Annotated in this window: 16 protein-coding genes and 2 pseudogenes; 15 read left to right on the plus strand and 3 right to left on the minus strand. The window is 61.6% G+C overall.

Annotated features, from left to right (window positions below; genetic code table 11):
• Nucleotides 1-8 precede the first annotated feature (8 nt).
• The 3 genes from tsaD to OR601_RS01190 all read left to right on the plus strand — a co-directional run bounded on the left by tsaD (nt 9) and on the right by OR601_RS01190 (nt 4,920).
• A complete protein-coding gene (tsaD, locus tag OR601_RS01180; RefSeq protein WP_265591911.1) occupies nt 9-2,465 on the plus strand; it encodes a tRNA (adenosine(37)-N6)-threonylcarbamoyltransferase complex transferase subunit TsaD in 2,457 nt (818 codons plus the stop codon).
• A gap of 261 nt (nt 2,466-2,726) precedes the next feature.
• The gene (locus OR601_RS01185) at nt 2,727-3,431 is read left to right on the plus strand and encodes a response regulator transcription factor (protein WP_265591912.1); all 705 of its coding nucleotides are present in this window, start codon (nt 2,727-2,729) and stop codon (nt 3,429-3,431) included.
• 88 nt (nt 3,432-3,519) lie between these two features.
• Nucleotides 3,520-4,920, plus strand: a complete 1,401-nt coding sequence (locus OR601_RS01190) for a sensor histidine kinase (protein ID WP_265591913.1) — start codon at nt 3,520-3,522, stop codon at nt 4,918-4,920.
• 404 nt (nt 4,921-5,324) lie between these two features.
• On the opposite strand, the gene OR601_RS01195 is transcribed toward OR601_RS01190, so the two are convergent.
• The gene (locus OR601_RS01195; RefSeq protein WP_265591914.1) at nt 5,325-5,681 is read right to left on the minus strand and encodes a hypothetical protein; all 357 of its coding nucleotides are present in this window, start codon (nt 5,679-5,681) and stop codon (nt 5,325-5,327) included.
• Nucleotides 5,682-5,699: 18 nt separating this feature from the next.
• Here OR601_RS01195 and OR601_RS01200 point away from each other — a divergent pair, with 18 nt between their 5' ends.
• The 6 genes and pseudogenes from OR601_RS01200 to OR601_RS01225 all read left to right on the plus strand — a co-directional run.
• Nucleotides 5,700-6,509, plus strand: coding sequence for an isopeptide-forming domain-containing fimbrial protein (locus tag OR601_RS01200; RefSeq protein WP_265591915.1), 810 nt, complete (start codon nt 5,700-5,702; stop codon nt 6,507-6,509).
• Nucleotides 6,510-6,701: 192 nt separating this feature from the next.
• Nucleotides 6,702-7,721 carry a LacI family DNA-binding transcriptional regulator gene (locus OR601_RS01205; RefSeq protein WP_167604278.1) on the plus strand — a complete coding sequence of 340 codons (1,020 nt, stop codon included), beginning with the start codon at nt 6,702-6,704 and terminating at the stop codon, nt 7,719-7,721.
• 359 nt (nt 7,722-8,080) lie between these two features.
• The gene (alsE, locus tag OR601_RS01210; RefSeq protein ID WP_265591916.1) at nt 8,081-8,767 is read left to right on the plus strand and encodes a D-allulose 6-phosphate 3-epimerase; all 687 of its coding nucleotides are present in this window, start codon (nt 8,081-8,083) and stop codon (nt 8,765-8,767) included.
• 172 nt (nt 8,768-8,939) lie between these two features.
• Entirely contained in the window at nt 8,940-9,254 is a 315-nt protein-coding gene (locus tag OR601_RS01215) for a PTS fructose transporter subunit IIB (protein ID WP_265591917.1), read from the plus strand.
• Between the two features lie 22 nt (nt 9,255-9,276).
• Nucleotides 9,277-9,744 carry a hypothetical protein gene (locus OR601_RS01220; RefSeq protein ID WP_265591918.1) on the plus strand — a complete coding sequence of 156 codons (468 nt, stop codon included), beginning with the start codon at nt 9,277-9,279 and terminating at the stop codon, nt 9,742-9,744.
• 169 nt (nt 9,745-9,913) lie between these two features.
• Nucleotides 9,914-10,060 (plus strand): annotated as a pseudogene (locus tag OR601_RS01225) (transaldolase family protein); the annotation flags it as partial.
• A 168-nt stretch (nt 10,061-10,228) separates the two neighbouring features.
• Here the strand turns inward: OR601_RS01225 and OR601_RS01230 are convergent.
• Both OR601_RS01230 and OR601_RS01235 read right to left on the minus strand, forming a co-directional pair.
• Complete coding sequence (locus OR601_RS01230; RefSeq protein WP_265591919.1) at nt 10,229-11,458, minus strand: ATP-binding protein; 1,230 nt, start codon at nt 11,456-11,458, stop codon at nt 10,229-10,231.
• 449 nt (nt 11,459-11,907) lie between these two features.
• A complete protein-coding gene (locus tag OR601_RS01235) occupies nt 11,908-12,732 on the minus strand; it encodes a C39 family peptidase (protein ID WP_265591920.1) in 825 nt (274 codons plus the stop codon).
• Between the two features lie 634 nt (nt 12,733-13,366).
• Between OR601_RS01235 and deoC the strand changes: the two are divergent.
• From deoC to OR601_RS01265, 6 genes and pseudogenes are all read left to right on the plus strand, one after another.
• Nucleotides 13,367-14,020, plus strand: a pseudogene (deoC, locus tag OR601_RS01240) (deoxyribose-phosphate aldolase); the annotation flags it as partial.
• 170 nt (nt 14,021-14,190) lie between these two features.
• On the plus strand, nt 14,191-15,024 hold the full coding sequence (locus OR601_RS01245) for a hypothetical protein (protein WP_265591921.1): 834 nt from the start codon (nt 14,191-14,193) through the stop codon (nt 15,022-15,024).
• Between the two features lie 274 nt (nt 15,025-15,298).
• Entirely contained in the window at nt 15,299-16,423 is a 1,125-nt protein-coding gene (locus OR601_RS01250) for a PTS fructose transporter subunit IIC (RefSeq protein ID WP_265591922.1), read from the plus strand.
• 430 nt (nt 16,424-16,853) lie between these two features.
• Entirely contained in the window at nt 16,854-18,389 is a 1,536-nt protein-coding gene (locus OR601_RS01255) for a 2-isopropylmalate synthase (protein ID WP_265591923.1), read from the plus strand.
• A gap of 138 nt (nt 18,390-18,527) precedes the next feature.
• Nucleotides 18,528-19,793 (plus strand): 3-isopropylmalate dehydratase large subunit, encoded by a 1,266-nt coding sequence (leuC, locus tag OR601_RS01260; protein ID WP_265591924.1) that lies wholly within the window; start codon nt 18,528-18,530, stop codon nt 19,791-19,793.
• 157 nt (nt 19,794-19,950) lie between these two features.
• On the plus strand, nt 19,951-20,505 hold the full coding sequence (locus OR601_RS01265) for a 3-isopropylmalate dehydratase small subunit (RefSeq protein WP_265591925.1): 555 nt from the start codon (nt 19,951-19,953) through the stop codon (nt 20,503-20,505).
• Nucleotides 20,506-20,531 lie beyond the last annotated feature (26 nt).

Raw genomic sequence — 20,531 nt, forward strand, 5'->3', positions numbered from 1 at the left:
GAGCCCCCATGGATTTCCCCCTTTCTTCCTATGTGCTGGCTTTCGACACCTCCACCGACGAGCTGGCCTGCGCCCTGGGCCGCTTCGACGGCCTCGATCCTCACCCAGGAGCTGCAGCTCAGGCGGGGTGTTTCTCGGTAGCGGCGGAGTCTGACTTTGCCTGCCGCCGCCAGGCCAATGTAGAGCTGGTCCCCACGTGCCAAAAGCTGTTGGACGAGGCCGGCTGTGTCATGGACCAGGTGGCGGGCATCGTGGTGGGCCGAGGCCCCGGCTCCTTTACCGGCGTGCGCATTGGCATTGCCACCGCCAAAGGCCTGGGTTGCGGGCGCGATTGTCCCGTGATGGGCGTTTCAACCCTTGATGCAGTGGCATGGCGCGCCTGGGAAGCCGGCGTGCGCGGTTTGGTGGGCGTGGTGGGAGACGCCATGCGCCATGAGGTTTACCCTGGTCTCTATGGCATCGATGATGTTGGCGTGACCAGGTTGTTCTCGGTGGAGACGGTGCTCAAGGCCCCCGAGGCCCAAAAGCTCTGGGCTCTCCGTGCCGACGCCCAAGATATCCAGCTCACCGGCGACGGCCTCAAAAAGTACGCCGACCTCTATCGCGAGGCTGGCCTCACCCGCTTGCTGCCCCAAGAGCTCTGGGCGCCTTCGGGCGCCTCGCTTCTGCTGGCGGCTTCGGCGGCGCTTGAGGCCGCGGCTGCCGAGAAGCAAGCGCCCTCAGAGCTTACAGCTCCCGGTGAGCTCCCGGGCCATCCGGCGCTGGTGCTGCCGGTCTATACCAGGCTCTCAGATGCCGAGGAAAACGAGCTCAAGCGCCTGGGGCTTTCTGAGCCTGCCACCGCTGCCACCACCGGCTGCGACGATGCGCTGGCCGATCGTCATCTGCAGCTGCGTCCCATGTCGGTAAACGACCTGGAGGCGGTCTCGCTTTTGGAGGATGCGGTCTTTGCGGGCAGCGAGCATACCCCCTGGAACCAATCGATGTTTGCAGAAGAGCTGGGTCAGCCGGGGCGATCCTGGTGGGTGGCTCATGATGAGGGCCAGGTAGTGGGCTTTGCGGGCGGAAGACTGGCCGGCGACGACCTGGAGATCCTGGACGTGGCGGTGTCTGCCGCGCGCCGCCGCGAGGGTATCGGCGCGCGCCTTTTGGCCCGAGTGGCCTATGACGGCCAGGTGCTGGGGGCGCGCAGCTCCTCGTTGGAGGTCTTCTCGGCCAATGGCGGGGCCCGGGCGCTCTACGAGTCGCTGGGCTATAGCGAGGCCGGCGTGCGTGCCGACTATTACGGTACCGGTCAAGATGCGGTTATCATGACGGCGGCGCTCCCGCTTTCGGTAAAGCCTGCCGACGATAGGCCGGATCCCACCTCTCAGGTGGCTCCCTGGCCGATGGAAGATCTGGGCCGCAGCAGCGAGGCCGCCAAAGCCGTCCTGGCAGCTCAGCCTCTTGTTTTGGCTATCGAGAGCTCCTGCGATGAGACCGCCATGGCCGTCATCGACGGCAGCGGCACGATCTTGGCCAACGTGGTGTCCACGCAGATCGACTTCCACGCGCGCTTTGGCGGCGTGGTGCCAGAGATCGCCAGCCGCAAACATACCGAGGCTATCGTGGGCGTCTACCAGGAGGCGCTGGAACAGGCGGGCACGGCGTTGGGCTGCGGCAGCCTTCTGGCTTCAGATCTGGCGGCGGTAGGCGTCACGCAAGGCCCCGGGCTGGTAGGCGCCTTGGTGGTGGGCGTGGCCTTTGCTAAGGGGCTCTGTGCAGGAGCCGGCCTGCCTCTCATTGGGGTGAATCATCTGGAAGGCCATCTTTACGCCAACCTCTTTGAGACGCCGGATCTTAAGCCGCCCTTTGTGGCCAGTCTGGTCTCTGGCGGCCATACCATGTTGGTGCATGTGCGTGATTGGGGCGACTACCAGGTGTTGGGCGAGACCATCGATGACGCGGTGGGCGAGGCCTTTGACAAGGTGGCCAAGGCGCTAGGCCTGGGCTATCCCGGCGGGCCGGTCATCAGTCGCTTGGCTGCGCAAGGAAACCCCAAGGCCATCGCCTTTCCCCGGGCCATGCTCCACAGCCACGACTATCGCTTCTCGCTTTCGGGATTGAAGACGGCGGTGATCACCTACATCGAGGGCGAAAACGCCGCTGGCAGACCCATCAACCTGCCCGATCTGGCGGCCAGCTTCCAGGCGGCGGTCATCGACGTGCAGGTGGCCAAGGCACTCGCCGCCGCAGAAGAGTGCGATGTGGACGACTTTTGCGTGGGTGGCGGAGTGGCTGCCAATCCGGCATTGCGCGAAGCCTATACTCTGGCGCTGGGCCAGCGAGGGGTGCGTGTCACGCTGCCGCCGCTTTCTGCCTGCACCGACAACGCGGCCATGATCGCCCTGGTGGCCCTGCGGGAGTACCGAGCGAAGAAGTTCGCCCCGCTCACCATGGACGCCGACCCCAACTGGAGTCTCTAGCCTTAAAAAGCGTGAGGTAAGAGGTGTGCCGGGACTGCCAAGGGTGCAATTATCGGCAACGGTAGATGCGATGAGCTGGCGCCCCTTAGGCACACCTATGGTTCACAAAGTTGTAAACATTTCTCATTTGAAGCTATGTGAAGGGGTTTACCCGCATCTTTCGGTTTCGTAAGACGCGCGTAATGAGGGGCCTTTGGCTGTTGCGTGCTTCTACACTTACATTGCTATGTAAAGCTGAAGCACGACAGAAAGGGGAAGCCAATGTCTCTGGAGCGTCCTCTGGTGTTAGTAGCCGACGATGATGCGGCCATCGTCGAGCTTGTGTGCACCCTCGTGCGCGCTGACGGCATGGATGCCATTGGTGCCCGCGATGGGCAAGAGGCCCTGCGTCTTTTTGCAGACTGTGGTCCTGACCTGGTGATCCTTGATCTTATGATGCCCGTCATGGACGGATTTGAGGCCTGCGAGCAAATCAGGCACCTTTCGCCCGGCGTGCCCATTGTGTTCTTGTCGGCCAAAGACGGCGAGTCCGACAAGGTCGTAGGCCTCACCCTTGGGGCCGACGACTATGTGACCAAGCCCTTCCGTCCTCGAGAGCTTATGGCCAGGATCCATGCCCGCTTGCGTGCGGCTCGCATCCAAGACCCCGACCGCCCCGAGCTTTCTGTGGGGGCCTTGGAGCTTGACCCGGTGAGCCACAAGGCCCGTCTGTTGGGCAAAGAGCTGCAGCTCACCCCCACCGAGTTCAGGCTGCTGCAAGAGCTTCTGCGTGCTGGCGGCGAGCCGGTCTCGGTGGGGGAGCTCTTTGAGCGCGTGTGGGATGCGCCGGCAGACCAGTCGGCTAAAAACACCGTTATGGTGCATATCCGCCGCCTGCGCGGCAAGCTGGAGCGGGTGGATGCTTCTGAGGAATACATCCAAACGGTCTGGGGCGTAGGGTATCGTGTGTTGGGGGATGTCCAATAGGCATGGCGATAGGCTCCTGTGGTTGAGGGCGCGCACTATGTCTTGAGGGCTTTTGCCTGTCATCGACCGCGTAACCAAGGGAGCCCCTGTGAACATCCACAACAATCCGCAAACGCGCCAGCTATCTCGCTCGCTTTGGCTCAGGCTGGCCCTGATGGTGGTCGTCTGGTCGCTCTTCTGTGCGCTCTTTGCCCTCACCACCCAGGACTTTTGGCATACGGTGGGCGAGGCGGTGGCCCGCACTCAGTCCCCTTGGCAGCAGTACCCCACTGCAGACTATAACGCGCTGGTGGAGCACGGCCTCTTTAACGGCGAGCGCGAGTATCAGGTCCAAATGATCTACGACGCGGCGGGCGAGCCTACCTACTATGTGCGTGACATTACCATCTACGAGCAGTTGCGCGCCCTCAAAGGGCCGCTGGCGCTGGGTGCCTATCTGCTGGGCCTCTTGGTGATAGCGGGGTTGGTGCTTCGCCGATCCATTGGGTATTATGCTCAGCTTACGGGCGCAGTGGCGCAGCTGGTGGCAAACCCCGAAGATCCCGTGCGTCTCTCAGACGAGCTCTCCGTCACCGAGCAAGAGCTCAACCAAGTGCGCTGCCAGCGTATTGCTGCCGATAAGGCGGCTCACGCCGCCGAGCATCGCAAGGATGAGCTGGTTACCTACTTGGCCCACGATCTGCGGACGCCTATGACTTCGGTGATAGGCTATCTCGACCTGCTCTGCGAAGTTCCAGAGCTGCCGAATGACGCCAAAGAGCGCTACATCGCCATCGCCCGCGATCGCGCGGTGCGCCTGGAGGGCCTGGTAGAGGAGCTTTTCGAGATCACCAGATTCAACTTGCAGACCATCCCCTTGGAGCGCCAAGAGGTGGATCTGGCCATGTTGGCCGAGCAGGTTGCCGACGAAGCCTACCCCGATGCTTGCGACCACCATCTCACTATCAAAGTGACGGCTCAGGAGGGCGCGATCTGCTCGGTAGACCCTGAGCGCATCGCCCGCATGTTGGGGAACCTGCTGCGCAACGCGGTGGCGCATGCCACGCCTCACACAGAAATATCGGTGGCGGTGACCTGCACTTCTATGCCTCAAGGACCCAATGTGCCTGCGGTGATGACTCCGGCCCCTGGCGCCCCGACGCCGCCTGCCGAGGCTGAGGCCGCTGCCATGTCGGCTGCGGCGCCCATGAATGGCCATGACTCGGAGGGCGCCGCTTCCCGGGGCCCCGAAGCGGTGGAGCTTGCGGTGGCAGACCACGGCCCGGACATCCCGCCCGAGCTCATTCCCCACGTCTTCGAACGCTTTGTGCGCGGTGACGAGTCACGAGGCCAAGAAGGTGGCACGGGCCTGGGCCTCTCCATCGTCCAGGAGATCGTGCAAGCCCACGAAGGCCTGGTCTCGGTGGAAAGCGGTGGAGGCACCACGGTGTTCCGCGTCTTTTTGCCTAAGACCCCCATTTCCGCCGGTGATGTCGGCGCTCTGGCATAGCCTCTCTTGCCGTTAATCGAAATACATAAATGTAAAAAAGCCTGGAGAGATGCAATAAAATATATAGATAAAGATCGAATACTAAGCACGGATACTTCAAGAATAAGAGCAAATAGGACCCTGGTTACCAAAATAACGTTCGAGTAACCTCGTAAAATGACAGTTGCATAATGAAGGGACCAACTTTAACATCCTTACAGCATAAATTAAGGAACATGGGCAACCTGTGTACCAAAAGAGAGAATATGCAAGGGTGTTAAAGGGGGACCAATGAAGAACCCACTCGCACAACGAATGATCACCGGGCTCTTGACTCTCATTCTGGCGCTGGGATCTGGGCCAGGCGTCACTTCGGTGGCTTGGGCGCGCACGCTTACCGAGGCTTCGGGAGCCGCGTCTCTAACTCAGGAAGCGCCTCTGTCCCAGGAGGCGGAAGAGCCAGAAGACTTGGCTGCCGAGAAACCCGAACCCTCGAACCAGGAAGATAGTATGGTGGAGAGGCCGCTCAGCTCACCTTTGACGCCGAGGTCCTGAGCACCAAAGAGACCCGCCGCGACCAGGATCCCCAATATCCTGACCGCCCCCAGGACCTGCCCATCGACGCTTCCACCTATGGCGACACGCCCACGGAGGAATGGCGCAACCAGCATCGCGACGACGATGACGATCCCGGTTCTGAGAATCCGGGCGACAACCCCGGCGGCGATAAGAAGCCTTACGAGAAACCTACGCCTGGCCAGCCCTATGATCCTGAGGACCATGGGACCACCTGGGATGAGATGGACGAGGACAAAAAGCAGTCCGGCCCCACCTCCGATCCCGACGCCATGCCGGTGCTTCCGGCAAGCCCCCAGGTGGACAAAGACGAGTCCAAGAGCGACATCAAGATCTCCAAGGAGGCCCAGAACCTTTCGCGCGACGACGGCGCCACCTATATCGGCGACACCGTGGCCTATACCGTGGTGCTCTCCAACAGCAAGCCCCATACCGCCTGGTACAACGCGGTCATCCGCGACCCGCTGCCTGAGGGCCTGGAGCCGGTGGCAGGGACCATCAAGCTCGTCGATCCTGCGGGCGCCGCTCACGATGTGCCTGACAGCGCCTATAACCCCGAGACTCGCCTGTTGGCGGTAAGCGCAGGCACGCTTTTGGGCGGCACTCAGGCGACGCTCACCTTCCAGTGCACCATCACCGAGGACGCCCTGGGCGCAGACATCGGCAATGTCGCCGAGGCTTCTGGCGAAAGCCCGGCTGGCGTCACCATCGACGCCAATACCGGCGCCCCTCAGACCATCGAGCCAGGGCAGCGCTTCGATCCTCCTGGGGGCTGGGATGAGTATCTGGAGAGAAACGGCTCCATCTCCAACGCCTCACTACCCGCCTACGCCCCCGGTACCAGCGCTTCCCAAGGGCCACTGACCACCCAAACTGCCGAGAAGCCCGCCCCTGCAAAAACCCAAGTTGTGCCCAAGGGTTCCCACATCGTGCCCACCGGCGATCAGGACGCCTATCTGCCTCTGACTCTGGGCGTCATGGCGCTCCTTGGCGTGGCGGCTGCCACCGTCTTGCTGGTAAAAGAGCGTCGTTAGGAGCAGCTGAGAGGGCTTCTCGGCAACGAGAAGGCCCAGGTTAACCTGACGCCCACATCCCAAAAAGCCCCTGTTGCCCTGTGGCAAGAGGGGCTTTTGGCGTATAGGGCGTCTATAGAGGTGGGGGAGTACCCAGAGAAGGCCAAGCTTGCTACCATGAGTAACCGATTACACAACGCCAAAAGGAGACCTATGGGCCGCACTGTGACTGTCCGCGATATCGCCGAGAAGTGCGGGGTCTCGGTGGCTACGGTTTCGCGGGTCATCAACAACAACGGGCGCTTCTCCCAGGAGACCGAGCACCGAGTGCGCGCGGCTATCGAGGAGCTGGGCTATCAGCCCAATCAGATGGCCCGTGCCCTGCGCGCACGCCGTACCGACGCCATCGGCGTCATCGTGCCTTCCATTGCCAACGAGTTCTATTCCTCGGTGATCCTGTCGCTTCAAGGAGAGCTCTTTGACGAGGGGTTCTCCATCATCATTTACAACACCAACGGCTCGGTGGAGATGGAACGCCAGTGCCATGCCCATCTGGCGGCCCAAAATGTGGCGGGGATCATCTCGGTGAACAGCCATGAGGATGTGCGCCTGGCCCTAGACCGCCCGGTGCCTACGGTCTACATCGACCGCTTTTTAGACCCAGACGAGATGGGCTCCAACGTGGCCTCGGTCTCCTCAGACAACTTCGCCAGCGGCAAGTTGGCTGCAGAAGAGCTTTGGGCCAGCGGGAGCCGCCACCCGGTGACCATCACCCCGCGCCCGGACGCCCCTGTCACCGAGATGCGCACCTCCGGTTTTGTGCGCGGCCTGAAAGACCTGGGCTACGAGCTTCCCGCCGAGTCCATCTTCACGCCCCAGGTCACCGGCTATGAGACCAGCCGCATCATGACCGAGCGCCTCATCTCCTCCGGCTACCCCTTCGACGGCATCTTCGCCCAAACCGACTGGGAGGCCATCGGCGCCCTGGAGGTGCTGCGATCCCATCACATCCGCGTGCCCGAGGAAATAGCCGTGGTAGGCCACGACGACATTATGATCGCTCAGTTTGGCCGGCCGCCGCTTACCACCATCCACCAGGACGCCGCCCAGATTGGCACACGTACCGCACACCTCATCCTCTCCATGGTCCGAGACGAGCCCATCGAGAGCAACTCGATTCTCGTACCGGTGGGCCTCGTACGCCGCGAATCCACCCGCCGAGCCGATCTCTAACCGTTCTCCCTCGCGCATATCCCACCCACAGCCTGCAGCCTTTGGAGCGCGGGTTTCTTAGCGTCCATGCCGAGAAACCCTTCCCTCACATCCAGTGCTTCTACCTGCACCGATGCCTGCGAGCGGGCGTCTTTGGCCGGTGAGCGGTGGGGCAAAATCGTTTGTTGACAGCTCTATGGGTAACCGTTTACTCTCAGTATCAACCAAAGAGTAAACGATTACTCATTCAGCCTAAACGAAGGGCAGAATGTAAAGGCGGTCTCAGTGGTTTTGCATTTTTAGCGAGGTAGACGCCTCGCTTCTTTTTACGGCTAGTGAGTAAACGATTACACGTACGCTTGACGCGAAAGGACTCTCTCATGGCTCAGCCGCAGATCGCCCCCTCCCTCATGTGCATGGATGTGAGCCAGGTAGCTCACGACGTGGAATCTATGGATCGCAGCTTCGACCTCTATCACGTGGACATCATGGATGGGCATTTTTGCCCCAACATGGCGCTGACCCCGCAGTTTGCCAACAGCCTGCGCAAGATCACCAACTTGCCCATAGACGTGCATCTCATGGTGGAAGATCCCGCCATGTTCGTGGAGATGCTGGAGTTGGGACCTCAAGACTCCATCTCCTTCCAGGCCGAGACCATCGAGCGCAATGCCTTTAGGCTGTCCCAGCGGGTTCACGATAAGGGCAACAAGTTTGGCGTGGTGTTGAGCCCCTCTACGCCGCTTTCTGCCATCGAAGGCTATAAGGAGCGCATCGATATCCTCACTATCATGACGGTGGACACCGGCTTTGCAGGTCAGCGCTTCATCCCCGAGATGCTGGCCAAGATCGAGGCGGCCAAAAAGATGAGGGACGAGGCGGGCCTAGGCTTCCAGATCCAGCTGGACGGCCAGTGCAACGAGTACACCTTCCGCACGCTCTACGACACCGGCGCAGACATCCTCATTGTGGGAAGCTCCGGGCTGTTCTCCTTGGCAGAGGACATCGACGACGCCATCGTGAGCTTCAAGGAGTCTTTCGAGGCCAAGACTGGGGTGGCTCTTTAGCCCTGATACTTGAGCCACCTAAAGGCGCACCTATCGCCACAACCTATCGCGTGCATGGGAGCACGGCAGCTTGAGATGCCGGGGCTCGAAGGCACTGCGAACTCAGAATAAATAAAAAAATTATAAATGCAAACAACAAGTGCAATCAATCACGAGACGCTTAGGAGACACCATGAACATCGTTGGAATCACTGCCTGCACCGTTGGCATCGCCCACACTTACATCGCTCAGCAAAAGCTCATCGATGCAGCCCAAGCTGCGGGCGACAATGTGCGCATCGAGACCCAGGGGACCATCGGTATCGAGAACCAGCTTACCGATGAGGAGATCGCTGCTGCAGACATCGTCATTCTGGCAGTGGACGTGAACGTTTCTGGCCAAGAGCGCTTTGAGGGCAAGCGCGTGGTGAAAGTCCCTACCGAAATGGCCATCAAATCGCCCAACAAACAAGACGGTCTACGCCTTTACCCTCACCCTGCAGGCTGAGGGTATCAATGGTCCGGTGACCGTGCTGCAGCTGGCTAACACCGCAGTGCCCATTGGCTTTGGCTTTGCCTACCTGGTCTCCAAGGTCATGCGCAAGCACATCTACCGTGAGGGCGAGATCGAGACGCTGAAGTCTGCGGTGCCCATGGGCGTAGTGAACATTGTGGAAGGCATCATCCCCATCATCATGAACGACCTGGTGCGCGGCATTGCTGCCTCTGCCTGCGGCGGCGCAGCCGGCGGCGCGGTGCTCATGACTCTCACTCAGGGTGCGGGAGCCACGGTACCCTTTGGCGGTTTTCTGATGCTTCCCACCATGGGCGCCCTCTGGTGGGCCGGTCTTGCCGCCATCGCCACCAATGTGGTGGTGACCGGCGTGGTTTACGCCGTCATCAAGAAGCCGGTGCCTGCCGAGGATCTGAACTCCGAGGCCTATGTGGCTGCCGAGGAGGAAGAGGACCTGGACCTGGACGCGCTGCAGGTGCTCTAAGAGCTGTGCCTAGGAGGGAAGGCGGCGCGTCTTGCTAAGAGGTGGCGCCTTCCCTACGTACCTGGCAATTTAGGGCCTTTTGGCGAGGCGGGAGGCGAAAGCTGAAGTCTTGCCAGCCTCTTACCTCGCCCTTGCATCTAGCTGGGCGCCTGCCCAGAAAGGAATCACCATGAAGTTCTTCATTGACACTGCCGATCTCGCAGAGATCAAGACCGCCTACTCCTGGGGCTGCATGGCAGGAGTCACCACCAACCCCTCCCTCTATGCCAAGACCGACCGCGGCCTGGCCGCCTTCGAGGCCGACTGGAAAAAGGTTACCGCCGCCCAGTAAGGCGCACACCTCCTCTGCGCGACGAGCATGCGAGCTCTCGCCTTCCTGCGCTTTTGAGCGCCCCAACCTAAGGCATCGCTGCTCGCCCCCTTAAGGCCTCCGGCTTTAAGGGGGCGAGCTTTTCTCGGCAGGGATGTGCCGACAAAGATGCGTTTACTGGCCTAGCAGCCAATCGCAGATGTTGGTAATGACGATGCCTTCTGAAGTTGTGCCGGTACCCAAGCGATCGGTGGTGAGGAGGAGTCGGGGATAGGCATCGGTGAGACGGCGCAGGGGCTCTAGCTCGCGCTGGAGGGTGATCTCATCGGCTACTGACCAGCTCACTTGCACATAAAGGCGCTCGTCACCGCGTGTGGCAACAAAATCCACCTCGGCGTTGGGCAGTGCTCCGACTCGTGGTGTCCAGCCATGGCGAAGCAGTTCGTTGAAGACCACGTTTTCCAGCATGAAGCCGCGATCCTTAGTAGGGTCAAACCCATTGGGTAGATTGCGAAGTCCGGTGTCACAGGGATAAAGCTTTCGCAAAGGACGAAGTACTTCTTTGCCCCCCACTCCTGTTTGAGGGCAGGAGGTCACCACATAGGCGTGCTCGAGAGCTCGCAGGTAAGCATCCACTGTTTCAGGGGATACTTTGCGTCCAGTGCTTTTTAATACGTTGCATATATTATTTGCAGAAACTAGATTGCCCGAGGTAGAAAACGTAAACGCGATAAGCCTATTGAGCAGTTCCAGATCCCGGATGTGTCCATGGGTGGCAACATCATTGAGTACCACAGTGTCAAAGATGGCGCTAAGGAGCGCTCGACGCTCATCAATGCTTGTATGAGTAAGTCGAGCTAAGCCTGGCATGCCGCCAAAGAGGAGATAGTCGTTGAACAGCTCGTCTGTAGTAGCTTTTTCACCAGCGCTCTGGCGAAACGCCAGATACTCTTCGAAGGAAAGCGGCATCATAGAAAGCTCGACATAGCGTCCCGCGATGAGGGTGGCGAGGTCTCCCGAGAGCACGTGAGCATTAGAGCCAGTGAGAAGGATTTGAGTTTGAGGGAGCGTTTGAAGCCTGCGGATAGCTTCCTGCCAGTGCGAGACTTCCTGGATCTCATCTAATAACAGGTAGAAGGGGTGAGCTTTGGAGGCCTCTTCAAGCCTGGGGGCCACTATCTCAAGCAGCCACTCGGCGGTGGGGTGTAGAGGCGTCCCGTATTCGTCAAACCCATGTTGATAGATGTTGGAATCAGGGACGCCCATTTTCCTAAGGCGTTCAGCTGCCAAGTTAAGCAGGGAGGATTTGCCGCAGCGACGCACGCCAGTGATGACTTTGATTTCCTCAAGCTCCATCAGTTGGGTTAGGCGCTCTTCATACTGGGGACGAGGGACGAGATTCATGGGCTCTCCTGAGGTAGGGTTTATCGGTTGTAGCCGATAAACCCTAGTATACTGACTAGATTTACGGTTGTAGCCGATAACTTATCCTATATACATTAAGTCTTCGGGTGTAATCGAAAAGACGACCTACAATCATGGAGTTTGCGGTTATATCTAAAGACTTTGCTGTCCGCATGTCCCCTTCTTCCGGTCCTCATGTTTAACGCTGGCATAATGGGAGGCGTAGTCGTGCTGCAGGTGCGTGTGATCAGCCGAGCAGGAGAGCAACGAGATCAAAGCGGCGATGCCCATGGATCTCTTGGCACTGGTGGTCTCGGTGCCGCTGCTTTGACGAGTTGTCCCGCGAGGGCCGAGTAGTGCGCCGCCGAGGTGCTGTAAGAGGTTGCAGGGTTTATCGGAAAGAAGGTTTATCGACAAGGAAAGCCGTGGCGAGTCGGAACGCCCGTGGCTTATCCAGTTGCCGAGAACGACCACAACCCGCGCACCTGGCTCAACGTGCGCTCCAAGTCCCAGGATTGCTGGGAGCGGGGCTCGGAGTTGGGATCCATGACGCGGAGCTGGCCGGCGTCGTCGATGCTTGCGAACACAATGAAGTGGCCGCTGGAGGTGAAGTCGCCAGGCCCCATGGAGGCGATGAGCGGATGGCCGCAGGAGAGCTCTTGCTGCACTGCGTGGGGATCGGCGGGGATGGTGTGGGGCGTGAGGCCCAGGGTGGCGGCGCCGGCGTCCATGAGGGTCCAGGCGGTGAGGCCGTCGATGATGTGTCCGTCGCGGGTGGCGAGCGCGGCAGCGTCCACCGGCGTGAAGTCGGTGTTGCCGGTGAGGGCGATGTAGACGGCCGATAAGCAGGTAGGTCCGCACCCGGAGGTGCCGATGGTGGCGCCGGCGTAGGGCTTCTGGGACCAGGCGGGATCGGTTTGGTAGAGATGGGGCACTGTTCCTAGCCGCCATTGGCTGGCTGGATCGCTAATCCAGGCTCCCTGGGAGTCCCTGAGAGCAGAGGTTGCGCAGCTCAGAACCCCCACAGCAAGGAGAAGCACGAGGACGGCGGCTATAAGGGGTCGCAGATTTCGGCGCAGGCGGGGTACCAGTGACCAGATGCGGGCTTTGGGATGGGGGTGTTTCTCGGCAGGCTTTTTTGCAAGGTAGGGATTGGCAGGGAAGTAGGGCGCCCTAGGGAAGTCTGACCCAGCCTGTGGGGAGTGCGGATGAGCCTGGGACTTTTGCCTGGTAGCAAGGGTAGCAGGGTGAGTGTAGGGCGAGCGCCTCTCCATAGAGGCCTCCTTACGACGTGGTGGCGCTTCTATGGTGGGCGTAAGGCTTGTCCTTGTCCGTGACGGCGGCCTTACGGTTGCTCACAAGTTCGTAAGGAATGGGGAGCTGGATTATCCGGAGGCTTGTAGGTCTGCCAATCTGTCCGGTGTGGAAGATAAAACTGCCAATCTAGGCAGTTTTATCTTGGGCGCAGCCAAATCCCGGGACAAAACTAAGTAGATTGGCAGGCCAACGGTGGAGAATCACGCGATTTGAGGGCAAAAGCCTGCCACTCTACCCACTTTGGCTTGTAGGCCTTCCAATCTGCCTTCTCTGGCAGGTTGGAGTGGGGGTGGCAACAAAGCGTGGAGCAGATAGCAGTGGAGCTGGCAGGCAAATGTGTGGCAGGTCGGTGAGGTGGCAGGCACGCGAGGAGCAGGCGAGGCCCGTGCCGGGGTAAGGCAAATGTACAGAACGCTCAGTAACAAAGGGCCATTTTTCTAGGGCTGGACGAAGACGCGCTCAGCGGGTCGTATCTTCTAATCGTCCTTAAAATCCCTTCCAGAAAGGAATACCATGGTCCCCACCAAGCCCGCTTCTGAGATGACCCGTGCCGAGCTCGCTGCCTACATCGATTAGTCTGTCCTCAAGCCCGAGCTCACCGTCGAAGACATCAAGAAGTACACCCAGGAGGGCATCGATTACGGATGTGCCACCATCTGCATCAACCCCTCCAGCTTGCCCATCGTTGCTCCCATGGTGGGGGGCACCGACACCGGCCTTTGCGTAGTGTGCGACTTTCCCTTTGGCGCCAGCTCCACTCAGTCCAAGGTGACCCAAGCCCAGGCCATCATGGACGGCTATGACATCCAGGACTTGGATATCGTGGCCAACTACGGCCGCCTGCGCTCTGGCGACCTGGACTACGTCACCCAGGACATCCGCGCCGTGGTGGATGCCTGCCACGCCAAGGGCGTCGTGGTGAAGGTCATCATCGAGACCGACTCCCTCACCCCCGAGCAGATCAAGGGCGGCACCCGCTGCGCCGTAGACGCCGGCGCCGACTTCATCAAGTCTTCCACCGGCCTCTACACCGGCGGCGAGCAGAGGGGCGCCACCCACGAGGTAGTGGACCTCATGATGGAAGCGGGGAACGGCGAGATCCAGGTGAAGGGCTTCGGCGCCATCCGCGACCAGATGCACTTCTTCGAGCTCATCGACCGCGGCATCGACTGCATGGGCATCGGCTATCGCTCCACCCCCACCGTCCTGGGCTTTAGCCAGGACGTCTCCTGCGACGCCTGCTAGTGTCTCACCCTCACGCGCCCATCCATCCCACGGCGCGCCTGCAAGCTCTGAGACGGGGTCCTTCTCGGCAGCCTGGCCTTGCCGAGAAACCCGCCTTCCTATCAGGGCTTCCTTGCCTGTCCCATCGCTTATGCTGCCGAGAAACCCGCCCCTTGTGGAAAGGAACCTTTATGAGTACCACCTTTGAGGACTGCCAGAGCACCGGTTTTGCTCAGGGCTCTAAGGAGTGCGCGGCCCTGGAGCAAGATGCAAAGGATCTCAACCTTATCGCGAGCTTTGTAGGTGTGCGCGACGTGCCCGAGCTCACCGCTTGCGCGGTGGAAGATAAGTTGGGTGGACCGGCAGACGTGGCCGTGCTCTTTGGTGGGGGCGGCCCTGCCACCGCAGATGCTCTGGCCGCTGCCATGAAGGCAGGGGTGGCCACCCGCTATGCCATAGCCGGCGGTCATGGGCATACGACCTCGCGAGTCTACGATGCGCTTTCGGCTCGCTTGCCAGAGGGTGCCATCTCGCCGGGGGCCAGCGAGGCAGAGATGTTGAATGCCTATCTGGGCCATCGCTACGGGCTCTCTGTAGACCTGCTAGAAAAAGAATCTACCAACTGCGGTTATAACGTCATCAATCTATTGACGCTTTTGGATGAGCGGTCCATCGACGCTTCGCGCTTCGTGCTCATCCATGACATGCCGTTTCAACGTCGCATCTCGTCCACCATGGAGCTGGAGGCCTCGGAGGCCTGTTGGGTCAACTACGCTGCTTGGCAGGCCCAGGTGGGCGTGAAAGATGGGAAGCTGGTCTACCTAGAGGCGCCCGAGGCTATGTGGTCGCTGGATCACTATCGCTCCCTGTTGCTTGGGGAGGTGCAGCGGCTCTGGGACACTCCGGAGGGCTATGGGCCTCGCGGCAGCTGCTTCTTGGCCCATGTGGAGATGCCTCAGGAAGTTGTTGCCGCCTATCAGCGCCTTTGCGCCCGCTATCCAGACGGGCCCCGCCAGGCGGTCTAGGTAGCGCGTGCTTCCAAGCGCATTGAGGGTTCCGGCACGAGAGGCTTCGGGTGAGAGGTTTGGGGCCTCCCGTGCTTTTCATTGAGCGGATGGAAGTTAATAATTAGATTAGTGGGTTTTGGCCGCATCCCTGAAACCTGTAGACTGAAGGCCAGCTGACGTCCCGTAATTGCTAGGAAACCCACGCGACCGGGCCGCATCAAAGTGCAGGGTCGCGCCAGAACCTCAGAGCGTCAGCGGTGCCTGCAAGTCTGCCGCCTCAAAGGAGTGCGCCGTGAGAGACCTCTTTAAACCCGCTGCCCTCAAAGAAGCCCTGCTTACCGCCATCTCCTATATGATCCCCATCGTGTGCGGGGCGGGATTCGTCATGGCCATAGGCATGGCGCTGGGCGGCACGCAGGCTCAAACCCTCACACCAGGCTCCTACAGCCTCTGGGATGCCATGGCCTCGCTGGGCGGCGCGGCCCTCAACATGCTGCCCATGATCATCTCCTGCGGTATTGCCTTTGCCGTCGCGGGCAAGCCCGGCATCGCCCCAGGCCTGGTTACAGGTCTTGCGGCCATCACCGTGCAGGCGGGGTTCATCGGCGGGATCCTGGGCGGCTACGTGGCCGGATGGCTGGCCGCCGCAGCCTTGCGCTATCTCAAGGTGCCCGACTGGGCCCAGGGCCTCATTCCCACCCTCATCGTTCCCTTTGTGGCCTGCCTGGGCGCCGGCTTGGTGATGGTCTACGTCTTTGGCGCTCCGGTGGCCTGGTTCACCCATGCCCTCACCGATTTCCTGCACTCCATGAGCGGCGCGTCCAACACCCTCTTTGGCGCACTGGTGGGCGTGCTGGGCGTGGTGGACTTTGGCGGCCCCATCAACAAGACGGTCTTCGCCTTCTCCCTCACCCTCCAAGCAGAGGGCATCGACGGCCCTATCACCGTCCTTCAGCTGGCAAACACCGGCGTGCCCATTGGCTTTGGCTGCGCCTACCTGGTCTCCAGGCTCTTCCGCAAGCCCATCTACACTGCCGCCGAGGTGGAGACCCTCAAAACCGCCGTCCCTATGGGCGTGGTGAACATCGTCGAAGGTACCCTGCCCATCATCATGAACGACCTGGTGCGGGGCGTCATTGCCACCGGATGCGGAGGTGCTGTGGCCGGCGCCGTCATCATGGGCGTCACCCAAGGGGCTGGGGCCAGCGTTCCCTTTGGCGGGTTCCTCATGCTTCCCACCATGGGCCAATTCTGGTGGGCCGGACTTCTGGGCATCCTGGCCGACGCCGCCACCATCGCCCTGGTCTACACCCTTCTCAAAAAGCCGATGCCCAAAGAGGCTCAAGACATCGCGGCTTATGTGGCCCAAGAGGAGCAGGAGCCCCAGCTAGACCCCGACGACCTCCAGGTCATGTAGCTACCGATAATCCCTTTCATCCCACCCAGCGCTCCTGTCCTAGGCGGCAGGGGTTCTCGGTATCGATCCTTGCCGAGAAACTCCGCGGTCTCAGTCGGCGTCCTTGGGTTCCTGGCTGCTTTGGGCAGCGGGACGTTTAGGTAGCCGTCAGGTTACAGGGGCTGTGCGTAGGGGCGCATTGGGTTATACTTTCGTTTCAGTTGGCTTGAAGCTTTAGGGAAGGGAGGCCCCATGAGCACCCATCGTGTCGTCTGCGTTGGCACTCGTCGTGCTGCAATCATCCTCGGGGCCTGCTGGTCCTCTGAGCTTCTGCTCGCTCTTGCTACCAAGACGCGAGCTTAACCACTACCTGTCAGAAGCGCGCGTCGACCTGGGGCCGCCGCGCGCTTTTTTGTGCATCGGGAGCGGCCCTTTAAGCTAAGGAGGAGCCATGACCCGCAAGATCGCTATTTTCGACACCACGCTGCGCGACGGAGAGCAGTCGCCGGGCGCGTCCATGAACACCGAGGAGAAGCTCATCGTGGCCCGCGAGCTCATTCGCATGAACGTGGACGTCATCGAGGCGGGCTTCCCCGTGTCGAGCCCCGGCGATTTTAAGAGCGTGGCAGAGATCGGCAGGCTGGCCGGCGACGCCTGCACGGTCTGTGCGCTCACGCGTGCGGTGGACAAAGACATCCAGGTGGCCGCCGAGGCCCTGCAAACCGCCAAGCGCCCCCGCATCCATACCGGTCTGGGCGTGTCGCCTTCGCATCTGCGCGACAAGCTGCGCCTCACCGAGGACCAGGCGCTGGAGCGCGCCGTCCACGCCGTGCGCTTCGCCAAGTCCTTCGTGGATGACGTGGAGTTCTACGCCGAGGACGCCGGCCGCGCAGACCAGGCCTTCTTGAACCGCATCATCCAAGCAGTGGTGGACGCCGGCGCAACGGTGGTCAACATTCCGGACACCACCGGCTACAACCTGCCCTGGGACTTTGGCGCGCGCATCCGCTCGCTTATGGAGAACGTCTCCGGGATCGAGAACGTCACGGTCTCTGTGCACACCCACAACGACCTGGGCATGGCCACGGCTCTGGCCATGGAGTCCATCCGCAACGGCGCCACCCAGGTGGAGTGCACCATCAACGGCCTGGGCGAGCGCGCCGGCAACACCTCGCTGGAAGAGGTGGTCATGGCCCTGGCCATGCACGGCCAAGAGCTGGACGCCCACACCGACATCGTGACCCGCGAGCTCACCCGCGCCAGCCGCCTAGTCTCCTCCATCACCGGCTTGAACGTCCAGGCCAACAAGGCCATCGTGGGCGCCAACGCCTTCGCGCACTCCTCGGGCATCCATCAAGACGGCGTGCTCAAGGCCCGCGACACCTACGAGATCATCGATCCCGCCATGGTGGGCGCCGGCGGCTCGCAGATCATCCTCTCGGCCCGCAGCGGCCACGCCGCCCTGCGCCATCGATACCAAGAGCTAGGCTACCGCTTCACCGACGCCGAGTTCGAGCCCATCTACCAGGCCTTCTTGGAGGTGGCCGACAAAAAGAAAGAGGTCTACGACGAGGATTTGGAGTCCATCGTCAACGAGCGCCAGCGCACCAGTGCCGCCATCTGGACCTTGGACGCCATCCAGATCTCCTGCGGCCAGCCGCTCACGCCCACAGCCACCCTTACCATGACCGGCGAGGACGGCGCCCAGACCACGCAGGTGGCCTACGGCACCGGCCCGGTGGACGCTGCCTATAAGGCCATCGACCAGGTGGTGGGCGTAGGCGCCGACCTTGCCGAGTTCTCCGTCTCCTCCGTCACCCGCGGCATCGACGCTTTGGGCGAGGTCACGGTGCGCGTGGTGGCTGCCGACGGCCGCGTCTACATTGGACGCGGCTCCGACGGCGACATCATCGTGAGCTCCGCCCTGGCCTATATCAACGCGCTCAACCGCCTCATCGCAGACGCCCGCGACCGCTCCGGCGACTAACCTGGCACCTGCTTTAACCTGGCGCCTGTAATGCCGAGAACCCCTGCCGCCCCTGGTAGGGACGGGCGGGTTTCTCGGCAGCTTTTGAGACTGCAGCGTCCCAGCCTGCGATATCGACATATCTCGAAGGAGCAATCTATGACCCGACCTATGACCATGGCTGAGAAGATCTTGGCTGCCCACGCCGGACTGCCTGAGGTGCACCCGGGCCAGCTGGTGGAGTGCGACTTGGATCTGGTGCTGGCCAACGACATCACTGCTCCCATCGCCATCGATGTGGTGGAGGACCTGGGCGGCGGCGTGTGGGATGCAGACCGGGTCTGCCTGGTGCCCGACCACTACGCGCCCAACAAAGACATCAAGAGTGCCGAGCAAACCAAGAAGATGCGCGACTTTGCCCACGCCCACTCCATCACGCACTTCTGGGAGCAGGGCCGCGCCGGCATCGAGCATGCGCTGCTGCCCGAGCAGGGCGTGGTGGTACCCGGCGACCTGGTCATTGGCGCCGACTCCCACACCTGCACCTACGGCGCGCTGGGCGCCTTCTCCACCGGAGTGGGCTCCACCGACGCCGGCGTGGGCATGGCCACCGGCCGCGCCTGGTTCCGCGTGCCCGAGACCCTGCGCGTCCAGGTGGAGGGCCGGCTGGCCCCCGACGTCTCTGCCAAGGATGTCATCCTGCATATCATCGGCACCATTGGGGTGGACGGCGCCCTCTACCAGGCCATGGAGTTTGGTGGCTCGGCCATCAGCGATCTCTCGGTGGAAGGCCGCCTCACCATCGCCAACATGGCTATCGAAGCGGGAGCCAAGGCAGGCCTCTTCGAGGTGGACGAGAAGACCGAAGCCTGGCTTGCCGGTCGCACCCAGCGCCCCTGGACCGCCTATAGCCCAGATCCTGACGCCTCCTATGCCCGCACCCTGGTGATCGATGCCGCCGACATCGTGCCCACCGTGGCCTGGCCGCACCTGCCCTCGGCGACGCGGCCGGTGTCTGAGTCGCGCCATGTGGCCGTCGACCAGGTGGTCATCGGCAGCTGCACAAACGGGCGCATCGAGGATATGCGCGAAGCCGCCGACGTCTTGGAAGGCCGCCAGGTAGCCCCCACGGTCCGCTGCATCGTGATCCCGGCAACCCAAGAGGTCTGGCGCCAGTGCGTGATCGAGGGCTTGATGGACATCTTCCTGGACGCCAACTGCGTCATCTCCACCCCCACCTGCGGCCCTTGCTTGGGAGGCTACATGGGCATCCTGGCCGAGGGCGAGCGCTGCGTCTCCACTACCAACCGCAACTTCGTGGGCCGCATGGGCGCCAAGTCTTCGGAGGTCTACCTGGCAAGCCCTGCCGTCGCTGCCGCCAGCGCGGTGGCCGGCAGCATTGCCGCCCCCGCTGACCTGGACTAACGCCGCGATTGGCTGCGCAGCCGCCCTGTGCCCCGGCATCCCAGGGGCATCGACCCTTGGGAGCACGGGTTTCTCGGCAGCTCGCCCCACGCTTCGCCCCAGGTCTCGCTTTGTCCCACGCCTTCCGACTTCACGCTTTCCGCTCGAAAGGAGCGCCATGTATTTTGAAGGACGCGCGTTTCGCTACGGGCGCGACGTCGACACCGACGTCATCATTCCCGCCCGCTACCTCAACACTTCGGACCCGGCCGCGCTGGCCGCCCACGCTATGGAGGACCTGGATCCCACGTTCGCTGCCTCGGTAACGCCCGGCGACCTCATCGTCGCCGACGAGAACTTTGGCTGCGGCTCCTCCCGCGAGCACGCTCCGGTGGCCCTCAAAGCCGCCGGCGTCTCCTGCGTCATCGCCAAGAGCTTCGCCCGCATCTTCTACCGAAACGCCATCAACATGGGCCTCCCCATTTTGGAATGCCCGCCCGCCGTCGACGCCATCGCGCATGGCCAGACCGTTGCCGTCGATACCGACAAGGGCCTCATCCGCAACCTGGACACGGGCGAGTCCTTCTCGGCAGAGCCCTTCCCGCCTTTTCTGGTAGAGATCATTGACGCCGGTGGCCTTGTGGAGCGCACCCGCCGCAAGATGGCAACCGCCCCTGCTGTCACCGCCCCCGCAGCCGATAACCCTGGCGCCGATAACCCCGCAGCTTCCTGAGCTGCGACGTTCCTATTTACTGCACG

It is taken from the genome of Leptogranulimonas caecicola (genome assembly GCF_023168405.1).
Classification (GTDB): Bacteria; Actinomycetota; Coriobacteriia; order Coriobacteriales; family Atopobiaceae; genus Leptogranulimonas; species Leptogranulimonas caecicola.